Genomic DNA, 22,487 nt, shown 5'->3' on the forward strand with positions numbered 1-22,487 from the left:
CCGGTGGACCGCTGGGAGGCCGACCGCGCCGCGATGCTCGCCGTCCCGCCGGTCACCCCACCGCACTGGTGGCGCTTCTCCACCAGGCTCGGCCGGGACCACTACATCCGCGTCGACACCAACGACTACTCCGTCCACCCGCGCGCGATCGGCAGGACGGTGATGGTCCGCAGCGACACCGAGGAGGTCACCGTCACCTGCGGTGATGACATCGTGGCCCGCCATGCCCGCTGCTGGGCCAGACACCAGTCCCTCACCGATCCCGAGCACGCCACCGCGGCCGCGGTCCTGCGCGGCGAGGTGATCCACCAGCAGGCCGCCCGCGCGGCCACCGCCCGCGCCGCGATGCTGGCCCCGGACAGCCTGGGCATCGAGGTCGAGCAGCGCGAACTGGGCACCTACGACCGCATGTTCACCCTCATCGAGGGCGGCGCCGGAAAGGAGGACACCTGATGGCCCGCACCATCGCGCCCGCGAAAACGCACCCCACGGCCGACGCGGGCAAGCCTGACGGCCACGGCGCCCGCACGGGCCGGCAGACCGCCGCCGACCTGGCCTTCCTCGCCCGGGCCATGAAGGCCCCCGCCCTGCTGGACGCCGCCGAACGCCTGGCCGAACGGGCCCAGGCCGAAGCCTGGACCCACACCGAGTACCTCGTCGCCTGCCTGCAACGCGAGGTCTCCGCACGCGACAGCCACGGCGGCGAGGGCCGCATCCGAGCCGCACGCTTCCCCGCGATCAAAACCATCGAGGAACTCGACGTCGCCCATCTGCGCGGCCTGACGCGCCAGCAACTCGCCCATCTGGGAACATTGGACTTCATCGCGGCCAAGGAAAACGCCGTCTTCCTCGGTCCGCCCGGGACTGGCAAGACGCACCTGGCCACCGGCCTGGCGGTCCGCGCCTGCCAGGCCGGACACCGGGTCGCGTTCGCCACCGCCGCCCAGTGGGTCGACCGCCTCGCCGCCGCCCACCATGCCGGCCGGCTTCAGGACGAGCTGGTCAAGCTCGGCCGCTATCCGCTGATCGTGATCGACGAGGTGGGCTACATCCCCTTCGAGGCCGAGGCCGCGAACCTGTTCTTCCAGCTGATCTCGAACCGCTACGAGAGGGCCAGCGTGATCGTCACCTCGAACAAGCCCTTCGGGCGCTGGGGAGAGACTTTCGGAGACGAGACCGTCGCCGCCGCCATGATCGACCGGCTCGTCCACCACGCCGAGGTCCACTCCCTCAAAGGCGAGTCCTACCGCATGCGAGGACGCGAACTCGGCCGCGTCCCCACCGCAAACGACAACGACTGACACCACCGAGACCGTTCGGTGGCTCAGGATTCAACCGTCCGAACTGGTCCCAAATTCAGCCGTCGCCGACACCCTGGCGCGCACGCCCGGAATCCTCTGCGGACTCGGTTGCGCAGCAGGCACCGGGGCATGCGGTCGGGCAGACGCGAACCGGTGTTGCACCGAGCCACCATGCCCGGTCGCCGAGGACGAGGAGATGGCCTGTGAGCGGAGTGTGGATGTACGCGCAGGACAGCTGTCGGCGTCCTTCGACTACGACGCCGAGTCTGCATGGGACGAGTCCCTGGCCCGCTCCTGGACGGCCCAGCCTTCGGCCCGCTGACCAGCTAGTGCGGAGGCAGCCCCCTCCAGCTGACTGCTTGCGGAAGCAATTCCGCGCGCCAGCGGCCTACCATCAAGAGCTGCCAGTGGGCGGGCCGGATAGCTCTGCCCCCTCCGGGGCAGCACCAGGGAGGGCGTGCCCCAACCGTGCCCTTAAGGGCGGTCAACAGCGGTCACAACCGGACTCCGGAGGGCCTTCGAGAGGGGTCCGCCAGGCCCTGTTTACGCAGGTCAGCCGCGGTTTGGACGCGCTCCGCGCAGCAAATTCCCAAGCTTATAGCGCGGGTTCGATTCCCGTCATCCGCTCCACGGCAAAGCCCCAGGTCACAGACCTGGGGCTTGTTTGTTGTCCGATGCGGCGCTACCGCTCCTCCCCCGATTTGACACCCCATCCCACTTCACGCCCGTCGGACTCGCCAAGATCGACACCGAACTCGGCCCCGCGCGCAAGCGGTTCGCCCCACGTCAGGCTGATCCCGCTCCCGTCTCGGACTTCTCGGCAGTCGTGAAGATCCGGTCCAAGTGGTGACGGAGCACCGCGATGGCCGACTCCGGACTCCGCTGGCCCACAAGGATGCTGGTGCCCATGGTCGCCGCCATCGCGAGCAGGCTGATCGCCTCGGTGCGCGCGTCGGCGCCCGGGTCGGCCAGGCCTGACGCCTGCGCCTGTTCGAGCAGTCCGGCCAGGGCGCTCTCCGCGGCGTCGGGGTTGTCCATGAAGGGCTGGGCGGCCAGCGCCTCGTCGGTCACCGACAGGATCGCGTAGGAGCTGTACAGCAAGTGGAACGTACGGCTCTCCGCGTCGGTCGGCAGTGAGGCCAGCAGCAGCGCCTCCACCGTGGCGCGCGGGCCCGGATCCGGGCCGGCGGCGGCCAGGCGGGCGCCCACCCGCGCGGTGAAGCGGTCGGTCAGGTGGCGGAGGCCGTAGAAGAGCAGCTTCTCTTTGGTCTCGAAGTAGTACTGCACGAGGCGCAGGGACACGCCGGCCTCCGCGGCCACGTCCCGCATGCCGACCGCGTGCAGTCCGCGCCGCCCCGCGACCTGGATGAGCGCTTCGGCGATCTGGGTGCGCCGCTCCTCGTGATCCACACGCTTCGGCATGTTCTGGTGTCTCCGCCCGTCGGTGATGGGTTTGCGGTCCGCTGCCCGAACCTCTTCATGATACCGCCGTACCACGGTCGTGATACATTCGTACCACGAAGAACGGATCTTCACCGGAGGTGCCGCCGTGCCCGAGAACACTGCCCGCGTACGCCGCGATGTCGGCCGCTACGTCAACGACACCCTGCGCGACCGCTACTTCGCCGCCGCCGACGTGCTCTACGCGACGGGGGCGCCCGTCCGCTCCGAGACGGACGTGGAGACCACCTTCGGCACCACGCACGTCTACCGGTACGGCCCCTCGGACCCCGCCGCCGCATCCCGTACGCCGATCGTCCTGATCCACGGCGCCGGCTACAGCTCGGCGATGTGGTACCCCAACACCCCCGGACTCAGCCTCGACCGCCCCGTCTACGCCCTCGACACCCCTGGCGATGCCAACCGCAGCGTCCACCGTGAGCCCATGTGGCAGCCCGAGCGCGCCGCGCAGTGGATGGCCGAGGCCCTCGACGCCCTCGGCCTGGACCGAGTCCACCTCGTCGGCTCCTCCTACGGCGGCTGGCTCGTGCTCAACCAGGCGCACCGGCGCCCCGGACGGCTCGCCTCCGTCACCGCCCTCGACCCCGGCGGCCTGGAGAAGGTCGGCCTGCGCTTCTTCGCCTGGGTCTTCGTGAGCCTCTTCGCCACCCTCGCCCCCAAGGCGCTGCGCCCCCGGCTCGCCAAGTGGCTGGACCAACCGGTCCTCGCCATCCCCGAGATGCGCAAGTGGATCCAGCTCGGCGCCCGCGCGTACCGCATCCGCCGACCCGCGCCCCTGCCGCTGGCCCAGGACGCACTGCGGTCCATCCGGACCCCGCTCTACGTGATCATGGGCAAGCACAGCCTGCTCGTACACCCCAAGCGGCAGCTGGAGCGCATACCGAGGCTGGTGCCGGGCGCCCGCGCCGAGATCATCTCCGCGACGGGGCACGGCCCTCAGATCGACCACCCCGACGTGGTCAACGCCCGGATGCTCTCCTTCATGGAGGACATCGACTCCCTCGACCCCGCTGCGGTCGACGCATAGGGCTGTTGCAGGGAGCAACTGCGCGGGCGGCGCCCACTCCGTGCCACAACGTGCCAGCAGGGGCGGTAAACACCGGTCAACAAGCGTGCCGCAGCAGCAGCCAGTACGGGGTCATCAGCGGCTGTTCATGCAGGTCAGGCGCCATGCATTGGCCCAAGTGCCGGGTGATTCCCAAGCTTATAGCGCGGGTTCGATTCCCGTCATCCGCTCCACAGCAAAGCCCCAGGTCAACGACCTGGGGCTTTTTGCTGTCTAGATCTCTCCGCTACCCACGCACCCCTGGCGCACCACAAGTCCTTTCGGCAGGCGCTGGGTTGAGCTCGGGTCATCACTCACTGCGAGGGGTCGGCTCAGCGGCCCTGGGGTCGCTGCCGGAGCCGCTGAGGCACTGGAGCCTCACATCCGACACGAGTGCGAGAGGCACGGTGCCGAGCATGCGGACGGAGGGCTCCAGTACGTGCTCTTCGGGGACCCCGGCCCCCACCGCGGCCAGGCGAGCGGTTGGCGGCCGGAGTACCTAGCCGTGCGGGGCGGCCTCGGCCACCTCGACCACCTCTGAGCCTTCGCGACGCACCCGCTCGGCCCCCCAGGCGCCAAGTGGCCCGAGCGCTTGGTTGAGCGTGTGCCCGTGCTCGGTCAGGGAGTACTCCACCCGTGGCGGCACCTCGGCGTAGACCTTCCGGCGCACCAGGCCGTCTTCTTCCATCTCACGCAGGTGTTGAGTCAGCATTTTCTCGCTCACTCCGGGCAGACCGCGTCGGAGCGCGGCGAAGCGGCGTACGGGATGGGCGTCGAGTTCCCAAAGGATCAGCCCCTTCCACTTGCCGCTCACCACGTCGAGCGCGGCGTCGATGCCGCAGATGTAAGGCCCGCGTCTCGGTGCCTTGGCCACCGCTGATCCCCTTACTGAAAGGTAAGTACCGAAGAAAATAGTGGGTACTTCCGAGAGTAGTGGCGCTCTCCGAGCATGGAGGGGTGAACGAACAACAGCAGCACCACACCACCAGGCAGAACAGCGCTGTCACCGTGATTGGGCTCGGCCCCATGGGCCAGGCCATGACCCGTACCTTCCTCTCCGCCGGCCACCCGGTCACCGTCTGGAACCGCACCGCCCGCCGGGCCGACGGCGTCGTCGCCGACGGAGCCGTGCTCGCGGCGACACCAGGCGAGGCGGTCGAGGCGAGTGAACTCGTACTCCTCAGCCTCACCGACTACCAGGCGATGTACGACATCCTCGACAGCGCCACCGCATCGCTCGCCGGTCGGACACTGGTCAACCTGAGCTCAGACACTCCCGACCGCACGCGCGAGGCGGCAGCGTGGGCGGCGGGCCATGGGGCCGCCTTCCTCACCGGTGGGGTGATGGTCCCGGCGCCGATGGTGGGTACAGAGGCGGGCTTCGTCTACTACAGCGGCCCCACCGAGGTGATGGAGAGCCGTCGGGCGACGTTGGCACTGCTCGGCACACCGAAGCATCTGGGCGAGGATCCGGGCCTCGCCCAGATGATGTACCAAGCCCAGCTCGCGGTGTTCCTCACCACGTTGTCCGCGTTGATGCACGCCACCGCCATGCTCGGCACCGCGGGAATGAAGGCCACGGAGGCGCTGCCGGAGTTGCTCTCCTTCACCGACTCGATCGGCGCCATTCTCAGGGCCGGTGAAAGGGTGCCCGGCGCCGCGCTGGATGCCGGTGAGCATCCCGGCGACCTCAGTACGGTCACCATGATGGGCGCGACGTCCGACCACATCGTGGAATCCAGCACGTCACTCGGCCTCGACCTCGCGCTCCCCCTGGCCGTTCAGGCCCACTACCGGCGCGCGATCGAGAACGGACACGGCAACGACAACTGGACGCGCATCATCGACAGCATCCGAAAGCCCCGCTGACCGCACGCAGAACTGCTGACCGACCCGTCCGGCGGGCGGCGCCGGCGGCCCGGGTCCAGGGCCGGCCGAACGCCGCCGACAGGATCGTGCACGCGCACGGCAGATCCGTCCCCGACGCTCGCCGGTGTCCGCGAGGTGACGCGCGGCTTCCCTCGCGTCGGCGAGCAGCGAGGCGTCGAGGGCTGGCCGGCGCTCGGGTAGCCCTGTCCGGAGGGCCGCCAGGCGGACGAGGAAGCGGACGGACGCGAACGGGTCCTCGAGCAGGTGCGCGATGGCGTCGCCGGGACGTGCGGCAGGGGCTTCGGCGAGGACGGTGCGCACCGCCGGTTCCCTGAGGCGGCCGAGCGCCGCGAGGGCGAGGGCACGTTGCCCGGACCGCACCAGGCGCCGTACCGGCTCGCGGGGCTCGCCGAGGCGGAGCAGGGCGACATCGCCCGTTTGGGGCCGGGGTCCGTCGCAGGCCTACCTGCTTCGCGCGCCGCGTCATGCCTTCGATTGTCGTGCGACACCAGCTGACCGTCTACTTCCCCGACCTTCAACGCTGTGCCAGGGCGTCGCCAATCCCACTCCCCGGAGCGCATCTTCTCCACGTAGTCGTTTGGAGTCGGCCGCCTTGCGTCGGCCCGACTCCGAGCCGTATCGCGCCCACGCTGCGAGCGGCTCCGAGGACAAGGGGCACCGCCTCATGCACTGGTATCTGTCTGTCCGTGGCCACGTGCCCGCGGCGGGGATGCGTGGGATCGCCGCCGTCCCCGGGACTCGGGAGCAACCGTGACCACCGACAAGCAGTTCAAGAAGGACACCCGCGAACTCGACCTGGTGGTGACGGCCGGCGAACGGCACCGTACGGACGAAGGGGCTCACCCTCGCCGACAAGCCGGGCCCGCAGACGATCCAGACGGGGTACAGCGACGTGGTGTCGGTGCGGCTGGTGATCCGTGAGGCGGCGGGGCTCACCCCGGGCCGTCATGTGGCGCTGACGGAGGTCGAGTTCTTCTGGAGGAGCTGAGACTGCCCTCACGGCCGGTCGAGTCTGCCCTCGGGTACCTGGCGTCCGCGGGGTCGCCCCGTGTATCCAGGACAAGGACGTACGCGAGACGTACGCAGGACACAGGCATCACGTACGGCTCCGATTCTCCGACGAAGGAAGCGCCAGTGCAGGACCACGCGAAGGTCAGGTCGAACGCTACCGAGGACGCCCGGTCGACGGTCCGCAGGCCGGTCACCGCACCACCCGCACAGGCCTCCGGGCTCCTCGGGCTGCAGGCGACGGTGGGGAACGCGGTGGTCGTCCAGCGTCTGAAGCAGCAGCCGCACCGGCACGGTGCGGGGTGCGGCCACGAGGCGGAGGAGGCGCCGGTCCAGCGCTCGGCCGTCCACGACGTGGTGCGGGCCGGCGGCAGGCCGCTGGACGGCAGCACGCGCGCGGACATGGAGAGCCGGCTGGGCGCCGACTTCTCCGACGTCCGCATCCACGACGACAGCGCGGCGAAGGCGTCGGCGGCCGAGGTGGGCGCTCGGGCGTACACCAGTGGGGACCACGTGGTGATCGGGGAGGGCGGCGCCGACAAGCTCACGCTCGCCCACGAACTCACCCACGTGATCCAGCAGCGCCAGGGCCCCGTGGCCGGTACGGACAACGGAGCGGGCCTGCGGGTCTCCGACCCCTCCGACCGCTTCGAGCGGGAGGCGGAGAGCAACGCGCGCCGCGCCATGAGCGGGGCGGCGCCGAGGACCGAGCAGCACGCACAGGAGGCGGGCCGGGCCGACCAGGGGGCGGCCCAGGAGTCGGTCCAGCGCTGGGCGGCACAGGCCGGCCCGAACCAGCAGCACATGACGGTCTCGGCGAACGGCGTCTTCGCCGTCCCGAGCGACGACGCCACGTCGATATGGATCCGCGTCAACGGGCCCGCGGGGTCCTACTCCCCGGCCCTGCGCCCGACGAGCACGGCGCAGCAGGCCCTCTTCGGCGGCACGGAGCTGTACCAGGAGCACGAGCTGGCGCGGAACATCCTGGACGACTGCCTCCACACGGCGGAGGAGATCATGCACAACGCCGTCGGAGAGCTGGCCGACGGCGCGAACAGCAACGTCCGTACGAGCGCCGGGCTCAAGGCCTTCGGCATGTCGGACGAGCAGAACCGCGACCGCGCAGGCGACTTCCAGGGGACGACGGACCGCGACGCCAGCCCGGTGGTGGGACAGTCCTACCTGATGCTCGCCATGAACCCCGGGGAGCAGATCATGTCGCAGTACCACGCCGCAGCGGTGGTGGGCATGGACGGCCAGGACACGGTGACGATGGAGGCCTTCGCCGGAAGCGGCCAGACGTCCGCGAACCCGATGACGTACACGATCGGCACGGTGGCCTCCTTCCACGACTACTGGACGGGCGCGTACTACACCCCGAACTACCCGGCGGTCACCATGAAGACAGTGGTCCTCGTCAAGCGCGGCAAGGGCCGCCGGGTGACGGCGGGCTCAGAACAGCCGGCCAACCCGAACGTCGCCTAGGCCAGGAGACCGCCCGAACCCGCCCGTGAAGCCCGCGCAACCACGCCCGCCGAACCTCGGGCAACCGTCGGCGTCGGCCGGCTCCATGTCCCACAGCGGCCGGCCGAACCAGGACCGCATCTGCTCCAGGTGTCCGACGTCCCCGCGGATGGTGCCGTCCGCCAGCCCCGCCGAAGCCCGCGCGAGAACGAACCCGGCGAGCACGGCGGTCTCGAACTGCTCCAGTTCCTCCGCCGAGACCGGATCGCGGAACTCGCGCAGGTCGCGTACGGCTGCTGCCAGCGCCAACCCGAGCTTCCTCACCTTCACCCCGATCACAGAACTCACGGGATGTCGCACATAAGAACCATGCCACCGCCATTTGCGGCTGGTGACATGGTTCTTACAGGCACCCCGAGTTGTGGGCCCGTCTGATGAGCCCGTTGACGGACAGCTGCGCCAGCTTCGGTCGCGGATAGAGCCTGCAGCGGACTGGGGCCTCGGCGCTCGAAAGGGTCCAGCCCGGCCCGGCCCGTCTGGCCGGCGCTACCCGTCGACGCCGTAGGGCCGGATCGGCGGCAACGGGCGAACTTCGCTGCTGGCACGGTGCCTGGTCCCCTGGTGCCGGCGGCTGGTGTGTATGTGTGAGCCAGCCGGTACGGCGCGAGGGGAGCCGATGAATGTTGCAGGTCCCTTCGATCCCCCCACCGTCACGCCGGGGGCCGTCGCAGCAGGGTCATCGGATCCCAGCCCCTGGGACGCCCGGTTCCGGCCTGCCGTGCTCCATCAGGGATGTCTGGGGGCGGCAGGAAGGTGGAGCTGGGCCTGGGTGTGCAGGTGCGCGATCAGGTTGGTGGTTCCGGGCTGCCGGCGGATGGTGGTGGCGAGGGCTTGGCTGGTGCGCCGGTAGGTGTCTTCTTCGAGGAGTTGGCGCAGTGTGTGGGTGAGGTTGGCGGTGGTGAGGCGGTGGATGGGGATGGCGGCGGGTGTCAGGCCGAGTCGGGTGAGGCGGTGTGCCCAGTAGGGCTGGTCCAGGGCGACGGGGACGGGGAGGGTGGGGGTGGCCGCGTCGAGGGAGGCGTGGACGGTGCCGGGGCCGGCGTGGTGGACGGCGGCGCGCGTCTGGGGGAACAGCCAGTCGTGTGGGCATTCGCCGATGGTGATGACGTCGTCGGTGTCGGCGGTGAGGTCGGCCCATCCTGCTTGGACGACGGCCCGGATTCGGAGCTTGCGTGTGCTGGTGGTGATGGTCCTGATCAGTGTGTCGCGGTCGATGCGGTGCATGCTGCCGAAGCCGAAGTAGACGGGGGCCGGGCCGCTGTCGAGGAAGTCCGTGAGGCGGCTTTCGGGCTTCCAGCCGGGTGTGCGGGCCGGTGTCCAGTGTCCTGTCGTGTGGTGGCCGGGGGGCAGGGGGTACCGGTGGGGCAGCAGGGCGGCGTTGATTCCGTAGGCGACCGGCTGGTGGCGTAGGACGCGAACCACGTCGTTGCACCTGCGTGGTGGCAGGGCGAGGGCGGTGCGCAGCAGTGCGAGGGCGGGCGCGTAGGCCGGGCTGAGGGCGAGCTTGACGAGCAGGTCGGTGAGGCGGTGCTGGGGTCGGGGTGCGTCCGTGATGAGGCGGGGCAGCATCATGGCGTGCGCGACGGTGTAGACGCCGAGGCAGGGCAGGTTCAGGCCTTCGGCGATCAGGGCGCCCTGGGGGTGGAGCAGGGGGTGGGTGAGCAGGATGTCGGTCCCGTCGGCCGCGGCGTTCAGCATCGTCGTTGCTGCGATGGTGGTGATGTCCTGGCCGTTGAGCCGCTTGGCACTTCTCGACTTGGGCTGGGTGGCGAGAGCCTCCTGGCGGTCCAGCGGCATGGCGCGGACGGTCAGGCCGTGGACGGTGAAGCGGGCCGCGTACCGCTTCGAGGTGACGACGGTGACGTGGCAGCCGGCGTCGCGCAGTGCGACCGCGATGCCGGTGTAGGGGGCGATGTCGCCGGTGGTGCCCCAGGTCGCGAGGAGGACGCGCAGGCCGTCGAGCCGGGGCGGTGTGGCGGGCATGCGGCGCTCGTCTTTCACTGTGCGGCGGCCGTCCGGGGGCAGGGGGTGGGGGTGAGGAATCGGGTGACGATGCCGGCGAACTCGGCGTCCTGCTCCAGATACAGCAGGTGGTCGGCGTCGGCGACGATGGTGAAGACCGCGTTGTCGATGGTGGCGGCGACGGCACGGTTGTCGTCGATGGTGGTGACGGTGTCGTGTTCGCCTACGCCGACGAGGCAGGGGATGCCGGTGATCCGCCCGTCGGGCAGGGGCGCATCCAGGAGCAGGCGTCCGCGGTCGGCGACGTACCGTGCGAGCGGGTCTTCGGCGGCGGCGGCCAGCTGATTGCGCAGCAGCCGGGCCGCCGCCCGGATGGGCAGGATGTCGCGGCCGGCACGGGCGTTGGTCAGGATGTCCACCAGGCTGTTCGCGGCGTCCTCGTGGTGGCCGGCCCGCTGCCGCGGACCGGTCACGCGAGGCTGCGGGCCGACGGCAGCATCGGGGAGCCCGGTGCGCGTGTGGGAGCCCGGTCGGCGCATCGACCTGGTGATGAGGGCCGTGAGGGCCGGCGAGGGCCGGGGGGACGCGCCGAAGAGCAGGACGTGGGTGATCCGGCCGGGGTGCTGCTGGGCGAGGCGGTAGGCGATGGGGTAGCCGGATGATCCTCCGAGTGCGGCAAAGACGTCGAAGCGGGCGTGATCTGCCGCTGCGATCGCGGCCTCCGTCAGGTCCGCCCAGGTCAGGTGCGGGCCGACGGGTGGGTGGGCGGGGGGCAGGTCGGGGATGATCATCGGGTGGAGGTGGCCGAGGCGTCGTTCGAGACGGCCCCAGGAGTACCGGTCCTGAAAGCCGCCGCCGAGGATGAGCAGGGGGGCGGCTCGGTAGGGAGCGTGCGGGGTGACGAGCCGGCAGGGGAAGTGAGCGCCGCGCCAGGGGACGTTGAGGTCCGCGGTGGTGAAGCCGGCGAGGGTGCTCACGCCGTGGCCGTCTGATGCCGTTCGATGAAAGCGGCGAGGTCGGCGACGGTGGAGTCGCCGGACAGGCTGCTGAGGTCGGATTCGGGGATGACCAGGCCGTGGTCCTCCTCCAGGATCATCGCGAGGACCGCGATGGCCATGGAGTCCACTCCGGCGGCGGTCAGGGTGGCCTGCGACTGCACGGGCCCGGGCGGCAGCGCTGCCTGCTGCGTGAGGGTGGTGATGACGGTGGCGAGCATGTCGGACATGAGCACAGCTCCAGGCATGTGGCGGGCTAGGGGCGTTCGGGGTGGATCACGGCAGTGAGGTTCGCCGGCCAGGTCGCCGTGGAGGCGGCCCAGGTCACTCCGCTGCCGAACGACACGATCACTGCCCGCTGGCCGGGCTTGAGGGTGCCCTCGGCAGCGGCATGGGCGAGCAGCAGAGGAACTGACGCGGCTGCCGTATTGCCGACGGTTTCGATGTTGGACGGCATCTTGTGCACCGGGAATCCCAGACGGGCCGCCACGGCCCGGGTGATGGCCGCGTTCGCCTGGTGGGCCAGGAGCACGTCGACCTCCTCCAGCGTCCACCCGGTGGACGAGACGACTTTCAGGGCGGCGTCGCTCATGCGGCGCACGGCGTTGCGCAGGACGTCACCGCCGCGCATGTGGAGATACAGCTCGTCCTCGGATGCGGTGGGGGTGCGCCGGCGGGAACCGCCGGCGGGGATGGCGATGATGTCGGCCAGCGTGCCGTCGCTGCCCCACACCGATGCGCCGAACGTCGCCGCCTCGCCTTCGCCGGCGCCCCGCAGGACCGCGGCGCCGGCACCATCTCCGAACAGGGGAGCGGTGTTGAGGTCCTCAGGGTTGATCATCGCCGAGGCGCACTCCGCGCCGATCACCAGCACCCTGCTGGACGGGTCGCTGCTGATCAGTCCACGGGCCAGCTTGCAGCCGTACAGGAACCCGGAACAGCCGGCATTGATGTCGAACGCAGGGATGCCGGTCAGGCCGAGACGGCTGGCGACCTCGGGGGCGGTGGCGGGGCAGATCCGGTCGGGAGTGGTGGTCGCCACGATGAGGGCATCGGCATGCGGCGACCCGGAGGAGGCGAGCGCCCGCGAGCCGGCCTCGTAGGCGAGATCGACGGTGGCGGTGCCGGGGCTCACCCGGTGCCGGCGGGCGATGCCGATGCGCCGGTGCACGAAGTCGGCCGTCTCGGCCGTCATGACCTCGGAGTTGTCCACCACGGTCGGCGGCAGCCAGCTCCCGAGACCGCAAAGAACCGTCTGCGTCACATGCTCTCCTGTAGGACGTGTGCCGGCGCCCGATGGCGCGGCCGAGGGACATCCGCCACCTATCCGACGGACACGGGACGGGGCAGGGCCGCAGGACCGGCGCCCGTAGGACGGGCCGCGCTCTCGCCCACGAGGTAGGGCAGTGAGGTCAGGGGCCGGTCGGTGAAGTAGCGCATGACGAGATCGCTGGCCTCGTCCCGGCGTTCCAGGAACACCCAGTGGTCGGCCTCGGCGATCGCGGCGAACCGGCAGTCCTCCAGGCCGGCCGCGAAGCCGCGCTGCTCGGCCATCGAGCTGATGCTGTCGTGCTCACCACAGAAGACGAGCGTGGGAACCCCGGACAGGCCACCGACAGGATCAAGGTTTTCCAGGACCGACCGCTCCATCGTCTGGAACCCGTGCGGGGAAGTGGTCAGCGCCCGCAACGTCATCCGGCGCACGAGACGCCGCACGATGTCACGGTTGCGGACCTCGGCCCGGCCGCGTGGGCACAGGAACATCTCCATGAGGATGTCCACCATGCCCTCGGGGTCACCCGCCCGCATCCGGTCCGAGCCCCGTTTCCACAGGGTGATGAGCTTGTCGCTGATCTGCACCGGGACACCCCCCAGGGCAAGCCGGGCGATCCGCTCGGGGCGGTCCTGGGCGCACCGGTAGGCCACGGCGGACCCGAAGGAGTACCCGAGAAAGTTGACACGCTCGATCCCGAGGTCATCGAGGATGACGTCCACGGCGCGGCACATGGTCTCCATCTTCTGCCGCGGGTTCAGCGGGGTCGCGGCCCCGGAGCCCGGCAGATCCATGGAGATCAGGTCGGCGTGGGGCAGGACGTGCTGCTGCATGATCGACCAGCCGTGCATGCCCTGCAGCACCCCACCGATCGCCAGGACCGGCTCGATGACAGGGCTGGCACTGCGCAGCATCTGGTAGGAGAAGGACAGGCCGTCGTAGGTCAGGGTGCGCGTGATCGCGTCGCTCATCACAGATCTCCCGCTCCGGTCGGCAAGTTCAGCTCTGGGCGGGGGCCGCGGACACGGACTCGCCGGCCCGGGCCCGTTCGCTGTCGACGAGCTCGGCGGTGGCACCCAACGTGAGCTGCTCGGAGGCCAGTGAATCGTCCAGATGGATGGCGTAGCGGTCCGAGAGCGTCACGAACAGCTCCACCTGCGCGATCGAGTCGAGCCGTAGGCTCGCGAACGTGGCCTCGGCCGTCAGCCTTTCCACCGGCAGCCCGAACGTCTCCTGCAAGAACGACGTGATGTAGGCCAGGGTGTCCTGATCCTGAGCGTCCATGGCGGTACTTCCTCTCACCAGCTGGGGCGGGGGCGCAGCCATCGGGAATCTCCGGTGGCCGTCATGAAAAAGTGCGAACAGATCCAGAGTCAGGACGGGGGCCGGATGTCGGGCCAGGTCATAGCAACTGAGCCCCACACCGCGCCGGCCCCGAAGGCGGTCAGGAGAGTCCGGGCTCCGGCCCCCACGGACTTCTCGCGTACGACCTCGTCCAGCACCAGAGGGATCGAGGCCGAGGAGGTGTTGCCGACATCGCGCACGTTGCCCAGCCGGGCCGGCCCCGGGACACCGACCAGATCGGCGACCTTGTCCAGGATCCGCTGATTGGCCTGGTGGCCGATGAACGCCTCCACCACGTCGGGCTGCCAGCCCACCGACTCCAGAACCAGCCGGGATACCTCCGTCATCCGCCGCACCGCGTGCGAAAACATCTGCGGACCCTGCATCCGCAGACACCGCTCACCGCGCGCCGCCTGCTGTCGCTCCTCAGGCCAGCGCGAACCGCCCGCAGCCACGATCGCCAGATCCTTCTGCGTACCGTCGCTGCCAAGACGCACCGCCAGCAGGGCACCCGGCTCCTCCGCGCAACCCCGCTGCAGCACCACGGCCCCGGCCCCGTCCGCGAAAACGACAGCGGTTCCCCGGTCGCTCGGGTCGGTGATCGTCGAAAGCGCCTCCGCGCCGATCACCAGCACCCGCTCGGCCATACCGGCCTTGATCCACGCGTCCCCGGCCGCCAGCGCGTAAGTGAACCCCGAACACGCCGCCGAGACATCGAACGCCGCCACGTTGCCCAGCCCCAACTGGGCGGCGACCCACGGCGCCGTCCCAGGGGAGTGATGATCCGGGGTCGTCGTCGACAGAACGACCAGATCCACGCTCGTGATCTCGGCGCTGCGCAACGCCCGACGCCCTGCCTGCACTGCCAGATCACCCGTGCTCTCGCCCGGCTCGACCCAGTGACGCGTCCGGATCCCGGTCCGTGAACGGATCCACTCATCATCGGTATCCAGCAACGAGAGCGGCTCGTCGGTGTTGCGCACCAACCGGCTCGGAAGATACGAGCCCACACCGGTGATCACCGCAGCCGAGACCAACGACACTCGAACTCCCCTGAACGGCGCTTACGACAACATGCGGATGTAACTGTTCCGCTTCTGTCGGGGCATGTCGCCGGACTCCTCGCGTGTCGGCACTGCTCCACACGGACGAGTTACCGCCGTCGAATTCGTGAATCCATCACGAGGCGTCGCCAACGGGTGGGTCGTGCCCGCGCAGCGGCTCCCTCACCGGGCACGCTGGTCAGGCGCGCACCCGCCGCGACCCCCAGAAGCGTCGACGGAAAGGAACACAATGAATCAGGCTCGGGTATGGACCTTGCTGACCGCTGCAGTCGCTGTCGCCGGGGTCCTCGTGGTGGCCACGCAGCGAACACCTCCGCGATCCCGGCTGCGGCTCCCGCGAGCATCCTGGATCGAGCACCGAGGAGGCTGGGGCGCCATCAGCGTCATCTGACCCGCACGCAAACGACAGTGACGGACTGCCCGAACAACGCCAGCACAGGAGCGGGGCTCACCCCTGTCCCGGGGTCCAGTTCGTGTTATTCGCCAGCAGCGTCTCGAAACAGGAACGGCGTCTGCAGTACCAGTTCAGCGTCCACCCGGTATCCCTCATCCGGGTCCAGCGCGCCGAAGCTCAACCTCATTTGCTGGTCAAACGCCGTGCCCCATCCCACGGGAACCCGAGGGGACCTGGGGCAGTCACGGTGCCCGACAAAGCGGTCGCCCCCTGATCAAGATACTGGTCAGGGGCAGTTCACCTGCGGTGGGTGTGGGATTTGAACCCACGGTGACTCGCGCCACAACAGGAGGCAGTCCCCTACGGGCCGCCGGTTCCATCCGTCACCAACATCCCTCCGGCGGGGGCCTCCGGCTCCGGGATGACCGCGTCCGCTCCACATGCGTGTGGGCCGACAGCAGCGTCCTGCAGTGTGCGGCGGCGCGTTGCCGCCGTCGTAGGTGACCTGTGATGTTGTGGTGGAGGGGTGAGAGGACTTCTGCCCCGGCCGCGGCCGGAACCGCAACGCGGCCTGCACCTGTGGCCGATCCGCCGGGTCCTTGTGCTGGCCTTCGCTGCCGCCACTGTCGCGGCCACCGCGGTGTTCTTCATCGGGTGGAAACTGCTCGGCGTCCAGGGACTGGCCTCCGAGCAGCGTATCGGCCCTCAAACCCTGTTCGACCTGGCGAAGCTGTCCTTCGGCGTGGTCGCGGGCGCTGGCGCCCTCGTCGCCCTGGTGGTGGCTTACCGGCGTCAGAAAGTCGGTGAGGACGCGGTCGGACGGGAGAAGACTCGCCTGCACAGCGAACGCTTCACCAGTGTTGTCGATCAGCTCGGCAATGAGTCCGAAGCCGTGCGGCTCGGCGCCGTGCACGCCCTGGCTGGCCTTGCCGACGACGCCCCCACCCGTGACTTGCGCCAGACCTGCATCGACGTGCTGTGCGCTTACCTCCATCTGCCCTACACCGCCATAGCCGACCTGCCGGAGGGTGACGCACAAGCCCGGCACCGCTACCTGGCCCTCCGGGAAGTCCGGCACACCGTGATTCGCCTCATCCGGAACCACCTCCGCCTCGCTCCCGAACATCCGCGCTCGTGGCAGGGCCACCAGTTTGACTTCACTACCGTTACCTTCGACGGGGGAGACTTCTCCGGCGCGGTGTTCTCCGGCGGCACGGTCAACTTCTTCGGGGCGGAGTTTTCCGGCAGCACGGTCAACTTCGCCAAGGCCAGGTTCTCCGGCGGCAAGGTCGTCTTCCGCAATACGAAGATCTCCAGCGGCTTGGTCAACTTCTATGGCGCCGTTTTCTCCGGCACTCGGGTCGACTTCTGCGACGTGAAGGTTCTCGGCGGCAAGGTCACCTTCCGCAATACGAAGATCTCCGGCGGCATCGTCGACTTCCGCGACTCAGAAGTCTCTGGCGGCACCGTCAGCTTCCGCGGCGTGGAGATCTCCGCCGGTAGGGTCAACTTCTCCGGCGCAGGGTTCATTGCTGGCGAGGTCGACTTCCACGGCGCGAAGTTCGCCGGCGGCACGGTCAACTTCTCTAAGGCCAGGTTCTCCGGCACGCAGGTCAACTTCTCCGATCTGGAGGTCTCTGCCAGCACGGTCACCTTCCTCGGAGCGAAGTTCTCCGCCGGTAGGGTCAATTTCCACGGCGCGGGGTTCACTGGTGGCACGGTCAACTTCGGCGGGGTGTTCGCCGGTGGCACGGTCGATTTCTCCGGGGCGAGGTTCTCTGGAGGCACGGTCGATCTGTCGATGGCAAGCGGTGTCCCACCAACAGACCTGATTCCAGAACACAGGGGGCCTCTCCCCGCCGGCCTTATCCTGCCCCCTGATTGGCATCCGACGGAGGCCTGATCAGATGCTGGCTGTGCCACAGCCATGCCAGGTAGGACGGGGAACAACGGTCAACTGCGGGGTGCGATCGCGAACGCTAGTGTTCTCGATGGCACCCGTTCGCGCTGGTCAAGGCGGCAATGGTGCCTGAGGATCGGTGATTCCCAAAGGTTATGGCGCGGGTTCGATTCCCGTCATCCGCTCTTCCACTGAGCCCCAGGTCAGTGACCTGGGGCTCAGTCATTGCCTCACCCCGGGGCCGGGGATGTGAGCGGTGTGCCGTGGTGGGTCCGTCTCAGGGGGCGATTTCGAACTTCGGGGGCTTGAGGTCCTTGAGGCATGCGGTGTTCGGCGCAGTCGGGGTGTCGAAGAACGATGCCGCGATCTCCTGCGCGCACTTCGATGTGGCGATCACAACGTGGGGCTCGTACGGGACCGTGACGACGGTGGCTCGGGGCAGGGTGCGGGCTACGTACGGGCCGTTGGCCGCGGCGGTCTGGCCGTCGAAGCTGCCGGAGAGGGCGAGGGTGGGGATGTCGCTCTTGGTCACGTCACGGATGGAGGGGGGTGCCGCGGGGACGTTCCAGACGTCGCAGTCCGGGCGGAGGAAGGTGAGCAGCGGGGCCTGGGCCTGTACCGAGCGCGGGTACGTCGGGAAGGCCTCCTGGCCTCCCTTGAGCGCTTCGGCCTCGGTCTCGTACGGGGTCCACTCGCTGCAGAAGACGCCGTAGACGAGCCCGTGGGAGGTCCGTCCGATGGCCTGCGGGGCGTACTTCCCGCCCGCCCACTGCTCGGCGATCGGCTGGGGGTTGCCGTGGGCCAACTCGTCGAGTTCGGCGGGGACCTGGGGCGCTATGTGGGTAGCGGCGGTCATCCAGTTGACCAGGGCGCCGCCGTCCAGGACGACCTTCACCTGCTTCTGGGTGCCGGGGAGCGTCACGGTGGTGGTGACCGGCTCGGCTTCGAGCTCGCGGACGAGGCGGTCGAAGGTGGCCTGCACGTTCGGGTAGCGCTTGTTGCAGGCGGGCTGCTCCGCGCAGGCCTTGAACACGTTGCCGAAGCCCTCCTTGGCGGCGTTCCAGGTGATGACCGATCCGCCCGTGGACGGCGGGAGAATGCCGTCGATGCCGACGGACCGGATTCCCCCGGGGTGCAGGCGCATGTAGACGAGCGCCAGTTGGGTGCCGTAGGAGATGCCGTAGACGTTCCACTCCTTGAGGCCCAGCGTGGTGCGCAGGTCCGCGAGGTCGGCGGAGCTCTCGATGTCGTTGTAGGTGCTGAGGTCGGCCCCGGTCTCCGCCAGTTTGTCGCGGCAGATACGCGTCTCCTTGACGTGCTCACGCTCGGTGGACGGCGCGTCGTAGACGAGGCCGGTCGCGCGTGCGTTGAACTCGTCGATGTTGGTGCAGGTGAGCGCCGGATCGGCCGAGTACGTGCCGCGCTGGGACATGAGGATCAGGTCCCGGTCACGGTTCATGCCACCGTCGATCGCCATCTTCGCCTCTCCGACCGCGTCGTCGCCGGGTCCGCCGGCGAGCCACACGATGGGGTCGGGTTTGGGTTCGGCGGCCTTGGCCGCCACGATCGCGACACCGAGTTTGATCTTCCGGCTGTCCGGCTTGGTGCGACTCTCGGGCACGGTGAGCGTTCCGCAGCGGGCCCCTTCGAGCTCGGGGACCGGATCCGCGGTCCGCGGGCAGGGCCCCGGCTCGAAGGTGGCATCGCCCACCGTGCGGGTGACCGTTCCGATCGGCTCCGCGGCGTTGGTGCCCGCCTGGGCGGGTGCCACGAGCAGGCCCGTGATGAGGACCCCGGTGGCCACTGTGGCCGACCTGGTGTGGTGCCGTCGCGCCGTGCGGTGGCGACGGGGTGCGGGGTTGAGAGGCATCTGCCCTCCCGGTCACTTCGGGGTGATCGTGAACGGTTTGGGGGTGAGGCCGGCCACGCAACCGGTGTCGGGCGCGTTCGGGTCGTTGAGGAACGAGGCCAACACCTGCTGTGCGCAGGGCGACTGGGGGACCACCCAGTGTCCGATGCCGGGGACCAGCACGGAGGTCGAGTTGGGCAGCGTACGGGCCGCTTCCTTCGCCAAGTTGGCCCCGGTCTTCAGGTCGAAGGTGCCGTGGATGATGAGCGTCGGAATCGTGCTCTCGGTGACCACCCGCTGGGTGGCGGAGCGGTCCGGAACGTTCCAGATGCGGCACACGTCGTGCTCGAAGGGGAGTTGCGGCCCCTGGGCGAGGACGGTGTCCGGCCAGTCGGGGAAGGCCTTGCGGCCCGCGTTCAGCACGTCGGACTCCGACGTACCCGGCGCCCACTCGGCGCACACCACCGACTGCGTCAGACCATGGGCGGTCATGCCGACCGGCTGGACCGACTCGGCCGCGCGGGCCTTCGCGAAGCGCTCCGTGCGTCCGCGGCTGAGCTCGTCGAGGGCCGCCGGGACGTCAACGGGCCAGACGGCGTTGGCGACCAGTACGTTCACCAGGGCGCCCCCGTCGATGTCGACCTCGACCGGGGCACCGCCCTTCGGCGGGCTGGCGGTCAGCGTCAGCGGCTGCGCCTCCAGCTTGCGGACCTGCTCGTTCAGCGTGCCGACGACGTCGGGGTAGCGGCTCTTGCAGGCGGGCTGGGCCGCGCACGCGTCCGCGATGGCCTTGATGCCCTCCTCGTAGCTGGGCCAGGTCACCGGCAGTCGGGTGAGGTTCGAGGGGGAGAGCGAGTCGATCGCCACCGCGCGGATGCCCTGGGGGTGTTCGCGCATGTAGGTCATGGCCAGGTTGCTGCCGTAGGAGTACCCGTAGACGTTCCACTCCTTGAGGCCCAGTGCGGTGCGCAGGTCGGCGAAGTCCGACGCGTTCTCGGTACTGTTGTAGGCGGCCAGATCGACTCCCTCGGCAGCCAGGCGGTCCCGGCACTGCTTCACCGCGCCCAGCAGGGAACGCTTGTGTGCCTCCGAGTCGTAACGCAGGCTCCCGGCCTTCGCGTTGTGCCGGTCGATCTCCGGGCAGGCGAGGTTCGGCTGCCCATAGAGGTTGCCCCGCTGGGCCATGATGATCAGATCCCGGTCCCGGTTCAGGCCCGAGTCGACGAGGAAGGGAATGTCGTCGAACGTGTCGCCCCCGGGGCCGCCCGCCATGAACACCACAGGGACCTGGCCGGACTTCGGCGCCGTGGCCGGGATGACCGCCACAGGCAGCTTGATGGTCCGGCTCCCGGCCCTGGTCCGGTTCTCGGGGACCTCCAGGAAGCCGCACTTCGCGGTGCTCAGCGCCTCGATCGGCTCGGCCGGCTTCGGGCAGGGGCCGGGCACGAACCCCGCGGGGACGGCGGGAGCCTGTCGCAATGCGGCGCTGCTCGGTGTGGCGCCGAACGCCATCAGGCAGACCATGGTGGCCGCGGCAGCCGCCGCGCTGATGGGGTGCTTGGGCATGTGATCCCGCTCCTCTGCCGACATTGCGGCCGCCCCGCCGGGCGGAACCGCAGCGGGTTGGGTGGATCGCACCACTTCGACGGTAGCCCGTGGCGCGAACCCGCGCATGCGGACGGCCGTCGGCCCACTCCGGAACGCAGCCGTGCGAAGCACTGTTCGCCGCCTGGTTCGCCGGCGCACACGACGGCACCGCCGAGGCCGCGATCGCGCCCTGAACCCGTCCCATGCGCGACTCGCACCTCCGGTGAGGCACCCCGTCCACGTCCGTGCCCCGGCCGTGGCCCTCAGCACGGTCAACAGCGGTCAGGAACGGGACGGGGAGCAGCTGCGGTTGAACCGGCCCTCCCGATGCACCCTGCTGATGCGGAGAGGGAGGGGAGGCTGTGCACCACGGGCAAGCCGCCGCCGGACAGCAGGCTTGGCGACACGACGCGGGGGCCGGCACCACAACCTGGGTGCCGGCCCCCGCGCCTACCCGACCGGCGCACTCAGGTCCTTGGTGTCGGGGGCGTCTCGTGGTCATCCTTGAGAAGCACGATCCCGTCCACTGATTCCTCCTCACATCGGCGTACCGGGCAGCGCGATCGGCCGCCCTGACAGCGTTTACCCGATGCGGATGGGAGAGCCCCGCCCGCGATGGGGCCTTGGCTCGGAAACGCGATGCGCCTACGCCGTACGCCGACCGGCGCCCGCACACCACCGGCCTGTCCTACCGGGGCGAGCCGTCCGTGCATCCCCTCGGAAGGCGGTCAGCGGTCGGAGGGTTCTGGTCCACGGGGAAGAGGGGCAGGGCACCAGTGATCTCCAGGAGGCGCTGGAGCTGGCGGTTGGGGGCTGCGAGGCGGATATGCGTGCTTGCGGCCTGTGCTGTGTGTCGCGCGCCGAGAAGTGCGTTGAGTCCCGAGGAGTCGCAGAAGGTGAGGCCGCTGCAGTCGACCACCACAGGCCTTGTCTGTGAGGCGTGGGCGAGTGCCTCGCTGAGGGCGAGCCGCAGGGAGGGTGCAGTCTCGATGTCGATCTCGCCGGTGGGCCGAACCGCGACCGCGTGGTCCAGGACCTTCACGGCGATGTCGTTGGCACCGGCCTCCCGGTAAGGACGTTCGGCCATGGTGGATCACTCCTCGGGTCTGGGCGTGAAGCCCCGGCACCTGTCGGCTGATCACGTGCCCGGGGGCGCGGTTCACGTGCTGCGCTGGTCGTGGGTGTCCTGGCGGATCTGGTCGGTGTGTCGGGTCAGGGCGTCGATGCGTTCGGCGAGCTCAGAGTCCTCGGGCCCCAAATGAGGCCTCGTGTCGGCCAGGGGGCCCACGAGGCGAGCGGCGTCGTTGTCGGCGAGGGCCAGATCCAGGTCTCCGACAGCACTCTGGGCACCGGCGGGCAGGTCGGTGAGGGAGGTGACCTGGCCGGCGAGCCGGCGTAGGTCGGCCGCGTTGTCGCGGGCCCACGTAGTGACGGTGCGGTCGGCGGCGCGCATGTCCCGGGTGGCCTGGACGCGCTCCTCCCCGGTGCTTCCGGCGGTGCCCGGGCGTAGGCGAAGGTAGCGGCGTTCGGCGGCCTGACGGCTGGCGAGCCCGAGGGGCCCTGCGAGCTCGGCCCAGCTGGCGCCCTGTCCGCGGGCAGTTTCGATCAGGCCGCTCTCCCAGCCGGCGAGCTGCTCGCGGATCTCGCGGAGCATCAGCAGTGCGGTCAGAGCGGGGTGCGGGCCCGCATCCGGCGCCTCCGGCGTTGACGCCGCACTGGTCGTCGGGGTTCCGGCGGGTGGCTGCTGTGCGTCCCGTACGGCCTGGTGGATGGCCTCCAGTGCCGCGGCCGCGGCGAGAAAAGGCACGGGTCCGGTCGGTGGGGTGGCCTCGTTCATGACACTCTCCGTCGCCTTGTCATCCTCCCGATGACTCGCTCCTTGTCATCGCT

General features: G+C 69.7%; 21 protein-coding genes. 7 read left to right on the plus strand and 14 right to left on the minus strand.

Annotation, left to right across the window (positions count from 1 at the left end; all coding sequences use genetic code 11):
* On the plus strand, positions 1-453 hold a 453-nt coding region (locus tag ACIQZO_RS33570; RefSeq protein WP_403633684.1), incomplete at its 5' end, for a Mu transposase domain-containing protein.
* Positions 453-1,301, plus strand: a complete 849-nt coding sequence (gene istB / locus ACIQZO_RS33575) for an IS21-like element helper ATPase IstB (protein ID WP_403633686.1) — start codon at positions 453-455, stop codon at positions 1,299-1,301. The genes ACIQZO_RS33570 and istB, both read left to right, overlap by 1 nt.
* A gap of 786 nt (positions 1,302-2,087) precedes the next feature.
* Here the strand turns inward: istB and ACIQZO_RS33580 are convergent.
* Positions 2,088-2,723 (minus strand): TetR/AcrR family transcriptional regulator, encoded by a 636-nt coding sequence (locus tag ACIQZO_RS33580; RefSeq protein WP_403633690.1) that lies wholly within the window; start codon positions 2,721-2,723, stop codon positions 2,088-2,090.
* Between the two features lie 127 nt (positions 2,724-2,850).
* Between ACIQZO_RS33580 and ACIQZO_RS33585 the strand changes: the two genes are divergently transcribed.
* Positions 2,851-3,789 (plus strand): alpha/beta fold hydrolase, encoded by a 939-nt coding sequence (locus tag ACIQZO_RS33585; RefSeq protein ID WP_403633693.1) that lies wholly within the window; start codon positions 2,851-2,853, stop codon positions 3,787-3,789.
* A gap of 517 nt (positions 3,790-4,306) precedes the next feature.
* Here the strand turns inward: ACIQZO_RS33585 and ACIQZO_RS33590 are convergent.
* Positions 4,307-4,681, minus strand: coding sequence for a winged helix-turn-helix transcriptional regulator (locus tag ACIQZO_RS33590; protein WP_403633696.1), 375 nt, complete (start codon positions 4,679-4,681; stop codon positions 4,307-4,309).
* Between the two features lie 83 nt (positions 4,682-4,764).
* Between ACIQZO_RS33590 and ACIQZO_RS33595 the strand changes: the two genes are divergently transcribed.
* The 3 genes from ACIQZO_RS33595 to ACIQZO_RS33605 all read left to right on the plus strand — a co-directional run bounded on the left by ACIQZO_RS33595 (position 4,765) and on the right by ACIQZO_RS33605 (position 8,190).
* Complete coding sequence (locus ACIQZO_RS33595; protein ID WP_403633943.1) at positions 4,765-5,676, plus strand: NAD(P)-dependent oxidoreductase; 912 nt, start codon at positions 4,765-4,767, stop codon at positions 5,674-5,676.
* Between the two features lie 771 nt (positions 5,677-6,447).
* On the plus strand, positions 6,448-6,618 hold the full coding sequence (locus ACIQZO_RS33600; RefSeq protein ID WP_403633698.1) for a hypothetical protein: 171 nt from the start codon (positions 6,448-6,450) through the stop codon (positions 6,616-6,618).
* Positions 6,619-6,831: 213 nt separating this feature from the next.
* Positions 6,832-8,190: a DUF4157 domain-containing protein gene (locus ACIQZO_RS33605; RefSeq protein WP_403633701.1), complete on the plus strand. Its 1,359-nt coding sequence runs from the start codon at positions 6,832-6,834 to the stop codon at positions 8,188-8,190.
* Here ACIQZO_RS33605 and ACIQZO_RS33610 read toward each other — a convergent pair.
* From ACIQZO_RS33610 to ACIQZO_RS33645, 8 genes are all read right to left on the minus strand, one after another.
* Positions 8,158-8,478 (minus strand): hypothetical protein, encoded by a 321-nt coding sequence (locus ACIQZO_RS33610; protein WP_403633704.1) that lies wholly within the window; start codon positions 8,476-8,478, stop codon positions 8,158-8,160. The genes ACIQZO_RS33605 and ACIQZO_RS33610 overlap by 33 nt on opposite strands.
* Before the next feature lie 477 nt (positions 8,479-8,955).
* Positions 8,956-10,212, minus strand: a complete 1,257-nt coding sequence (locus ACIQZO_RS33615) for a glycosyltransferase (protein ID WP_403633707.1) — start codon at positions 10,210-10,212, stop codon at positions 8,956-8,958.
* A 14-nt stretch (positions 10,213-10,226) separates the two neighbouring features.
* Positions 10,227-11,168, minus strand: coding sequence for an alpha/beta fold hydrolase (locus tag ACIQZO_RS33620; protein WP_403633710.1), 942 nt, complete (start codon positions 11,166-11,168; stop codon positions 10,227-10,229).
* Positions 11,165-11,416: an acyl carrier protein gene (locus ACIQZO_RS33625; protein ID WP_403633712.1), complete on the minus strand. Its 252-nt coding sequence runs from the start codon at positions 11,414-11,416 to the stop codon at positions 11,165-11,167. Before ACIQZO_RS33625 ends, ACIQZO_RS33620 begins: the two co-directional genes overlap by 4 nt.
* Before the next feature lie 26 nt (positions 11,417-11,442).
* Positions 11,443-12,450 (minus strand): 3-oxoacyl-ACP synthase III family protein, encoded by a 1,008-nt coding sequence (locus tag ACIQZO_RS33630; protein ID WP_403633715.1) that lies wholly within the window; start codon positions 12,448-12,450, stop codon positions 11,443-11,445.
* 59 nt (positions 12,451-12,509) lie between these two features.
* Positions 12,510-13,430, minus strand: coding sequence for an alpha/beta fold hydrolase (locus ACIQZO_RS33635; protein WP_403633717.1), 921 nt, complete (start codon positions 13,428-13,430; stop codon positions 12,510-12,512).
* A gap of 28 nt (positions 13,431-13,458) precedes the next feature.
* Positions 13,459-13,743, minus strand: a complete 285-nt coding sequence (locus ACIQZO_RS33640; RefSeq protein ID WP_403633719.1) for an acyl carrier protein — start codon at positions 13,741-13,743, stop codon at positions 13,459-13,461.
* Positions 13,744-13,832: 89 nt separating this feature from the next.
* On the minus strand, positions 13,833-14,846 hold the full coding sequence (locus tag ACIQZO_RS33645; RefSeq protein WP_403633722.1) for a beta-ketoacyl-ACP synthase III: 1,014 nt from the start codon (positions 14,844-14,846) through the stop codon (positions 13,833-13,835).
* 941 nt (positions 14,847-15,787) lie between these two features.
* Here ACIQZO_RS33645 and ACIQZO_RS33650 point away from each other — a divergent pair.
* Positions 15,788-17,164 (plus strand): pentapeptide repeat-containing protein, encoded by a 1,377-nt coding sequence (locus ACIQZO_RS33650; RefSeq protein ID WP_403633725.1) that lies wholly within the window; start codon positions 15,788-15,790, stop codon positions 17,162-17,164.
* Positions 17,165-17,438: 274 nt separating this feature from the next.
* Here ACIQZO_RS33650 and ACIQZO_RS33655 read toward each other — a convergent pair whose 3' ends face one another.
* The 4 genes from ACIQZO_RS33655 to ACIQZO_RS33670 form a co-directional block, all read right to left on the minus strand.
* Positions 17,439-19,031 carry an alpha/beta fold hydrolase gene (locus ACIQZO_RS33655; protein ID WP_403633728.1) on the minus strand — a complete coding sequence of 531 codons (1,593 nt, stop codon included), beginning with the start codon at positions 19,029-19,031 and terminating at the stop codon, positions 17,439-17,441.
* 12 nt (positions 19,032-19,043) lie between these two features.
* Positions 19,044-20,576 carry an alpha/beta fold hydrolase gene (locus tag ACIQZO_RS33660; RefSeq protein WP_403633730.1) on the minus strand — a complete coding sequence of 511 codons (1,533 nt, stop codon included), beginning with the start codon at positions 20,574-20,576 and terminating at the stop codon, positions 19,044-19,046.
* 709 nt (positions 20,577-21,285) lie between these two features.
* Positions 21,286-21,684 (minus strand): STAS domain-containing protein, encoded by a 399-nt coding sequence (locus ACIQZO_RS33665; RefSeq protein ID WP_403633732.1) that lies wholly within the window; start codon positions 21,682-21,684, stop codon positions 21,286-21,288.
* A 72-nt stretch (positions 21,685-21,756) separates the two neighbouring features.
* A complete protein-coding gene (locus tag ACIQZO_RS33670; protein ID WP_403633735.1) occupies positions 21,757-22,434 on the minus strand; it encodes an HSP18 transcriptional regulator in 678 nt (225 codons plus the stop codon).
* Positions 22,435-22,487: the final 53 nt, after the last annotated feature.

The sequence above is a fragment of the Streptomyces sp. NPDC097617 genome (assembly GCF_044761485.1).
GTDB lineage: Bacteria > Actinomycetota > Actinomycetes > Streptomycetales > Streptomycetaceae > Streptomyces.

Coding starts and splice junctions, on each gene's coding strand:
- istB (WP_403633686.1), top strand. CDS start 453: ATGGCCCGCACCATCGCGCCCGCGAAAACGCACCCCACGGCCGACGCG.
- ACIQZO_RS33580 (WP_403633690.1), bottom strand. CDS start 2,723: ATGCCGAAGCGTGTGGATCACGAGGAGCGGCGCACCCAGATCGCCGAA.
- ACIQZO_RS33615 (WP_403633707.1), bottom strand. CDS start 10,212: ATGCCCGCCACACCGCCCCGGCTCGACGGCCTGCGCGTCCTCCTCGCG.
- ACIQZO_RS33625 (WP_403633712.1), bottom strand. CDS start 11,416: ATGTCCGACATGCTCGCCACCGTCATCACCACCCTCACGCAGCAGGCA.
- ACIQZO_RS33635 (WP_403633717.1), bottom strand. CDS start 13,430: ATGAGCGACGCGATCACGCGCACCCTGACCTACGACGGCCTGTCCTTC.
- ACIQZO_RS33640 (WP_403633719.1), bottom strand. CDS start 13,743: ATGGACGCTCAGGATCAGGACACCCTGGCCTACATCACGTCGTTCTTG.
- ACIQZO_RS33655 (WP_403633728.1), bottom strand. CDS start 19,031: ATGCCTCTCAACCCCGCACCCCGTCGCCACCGCACGGCGCGACGGCAC.
- ACIQZO_RS33660 (WP_403633730.1), bottom strand. CDS start 20,576: ATGCCCAAGCACCCCATCAGCGCGGCGGCTGCCGCGGCCACCATGGTC.
- ACIQZO_RS33665 (WP_403633732.1), bottom strand. CDS start 21,684: ATGGCCGAACGTCCTTACCGGGAGGCCGGTGCCAACGACATCGCCGTG.
- ACIQZO_RS33670 (WP_403633735.1), bottom strand. CDS start 22,434: ATGAACGAGGCCACCCCACCGACCGGACCCGTGCCTTTTCTCGCCGCG.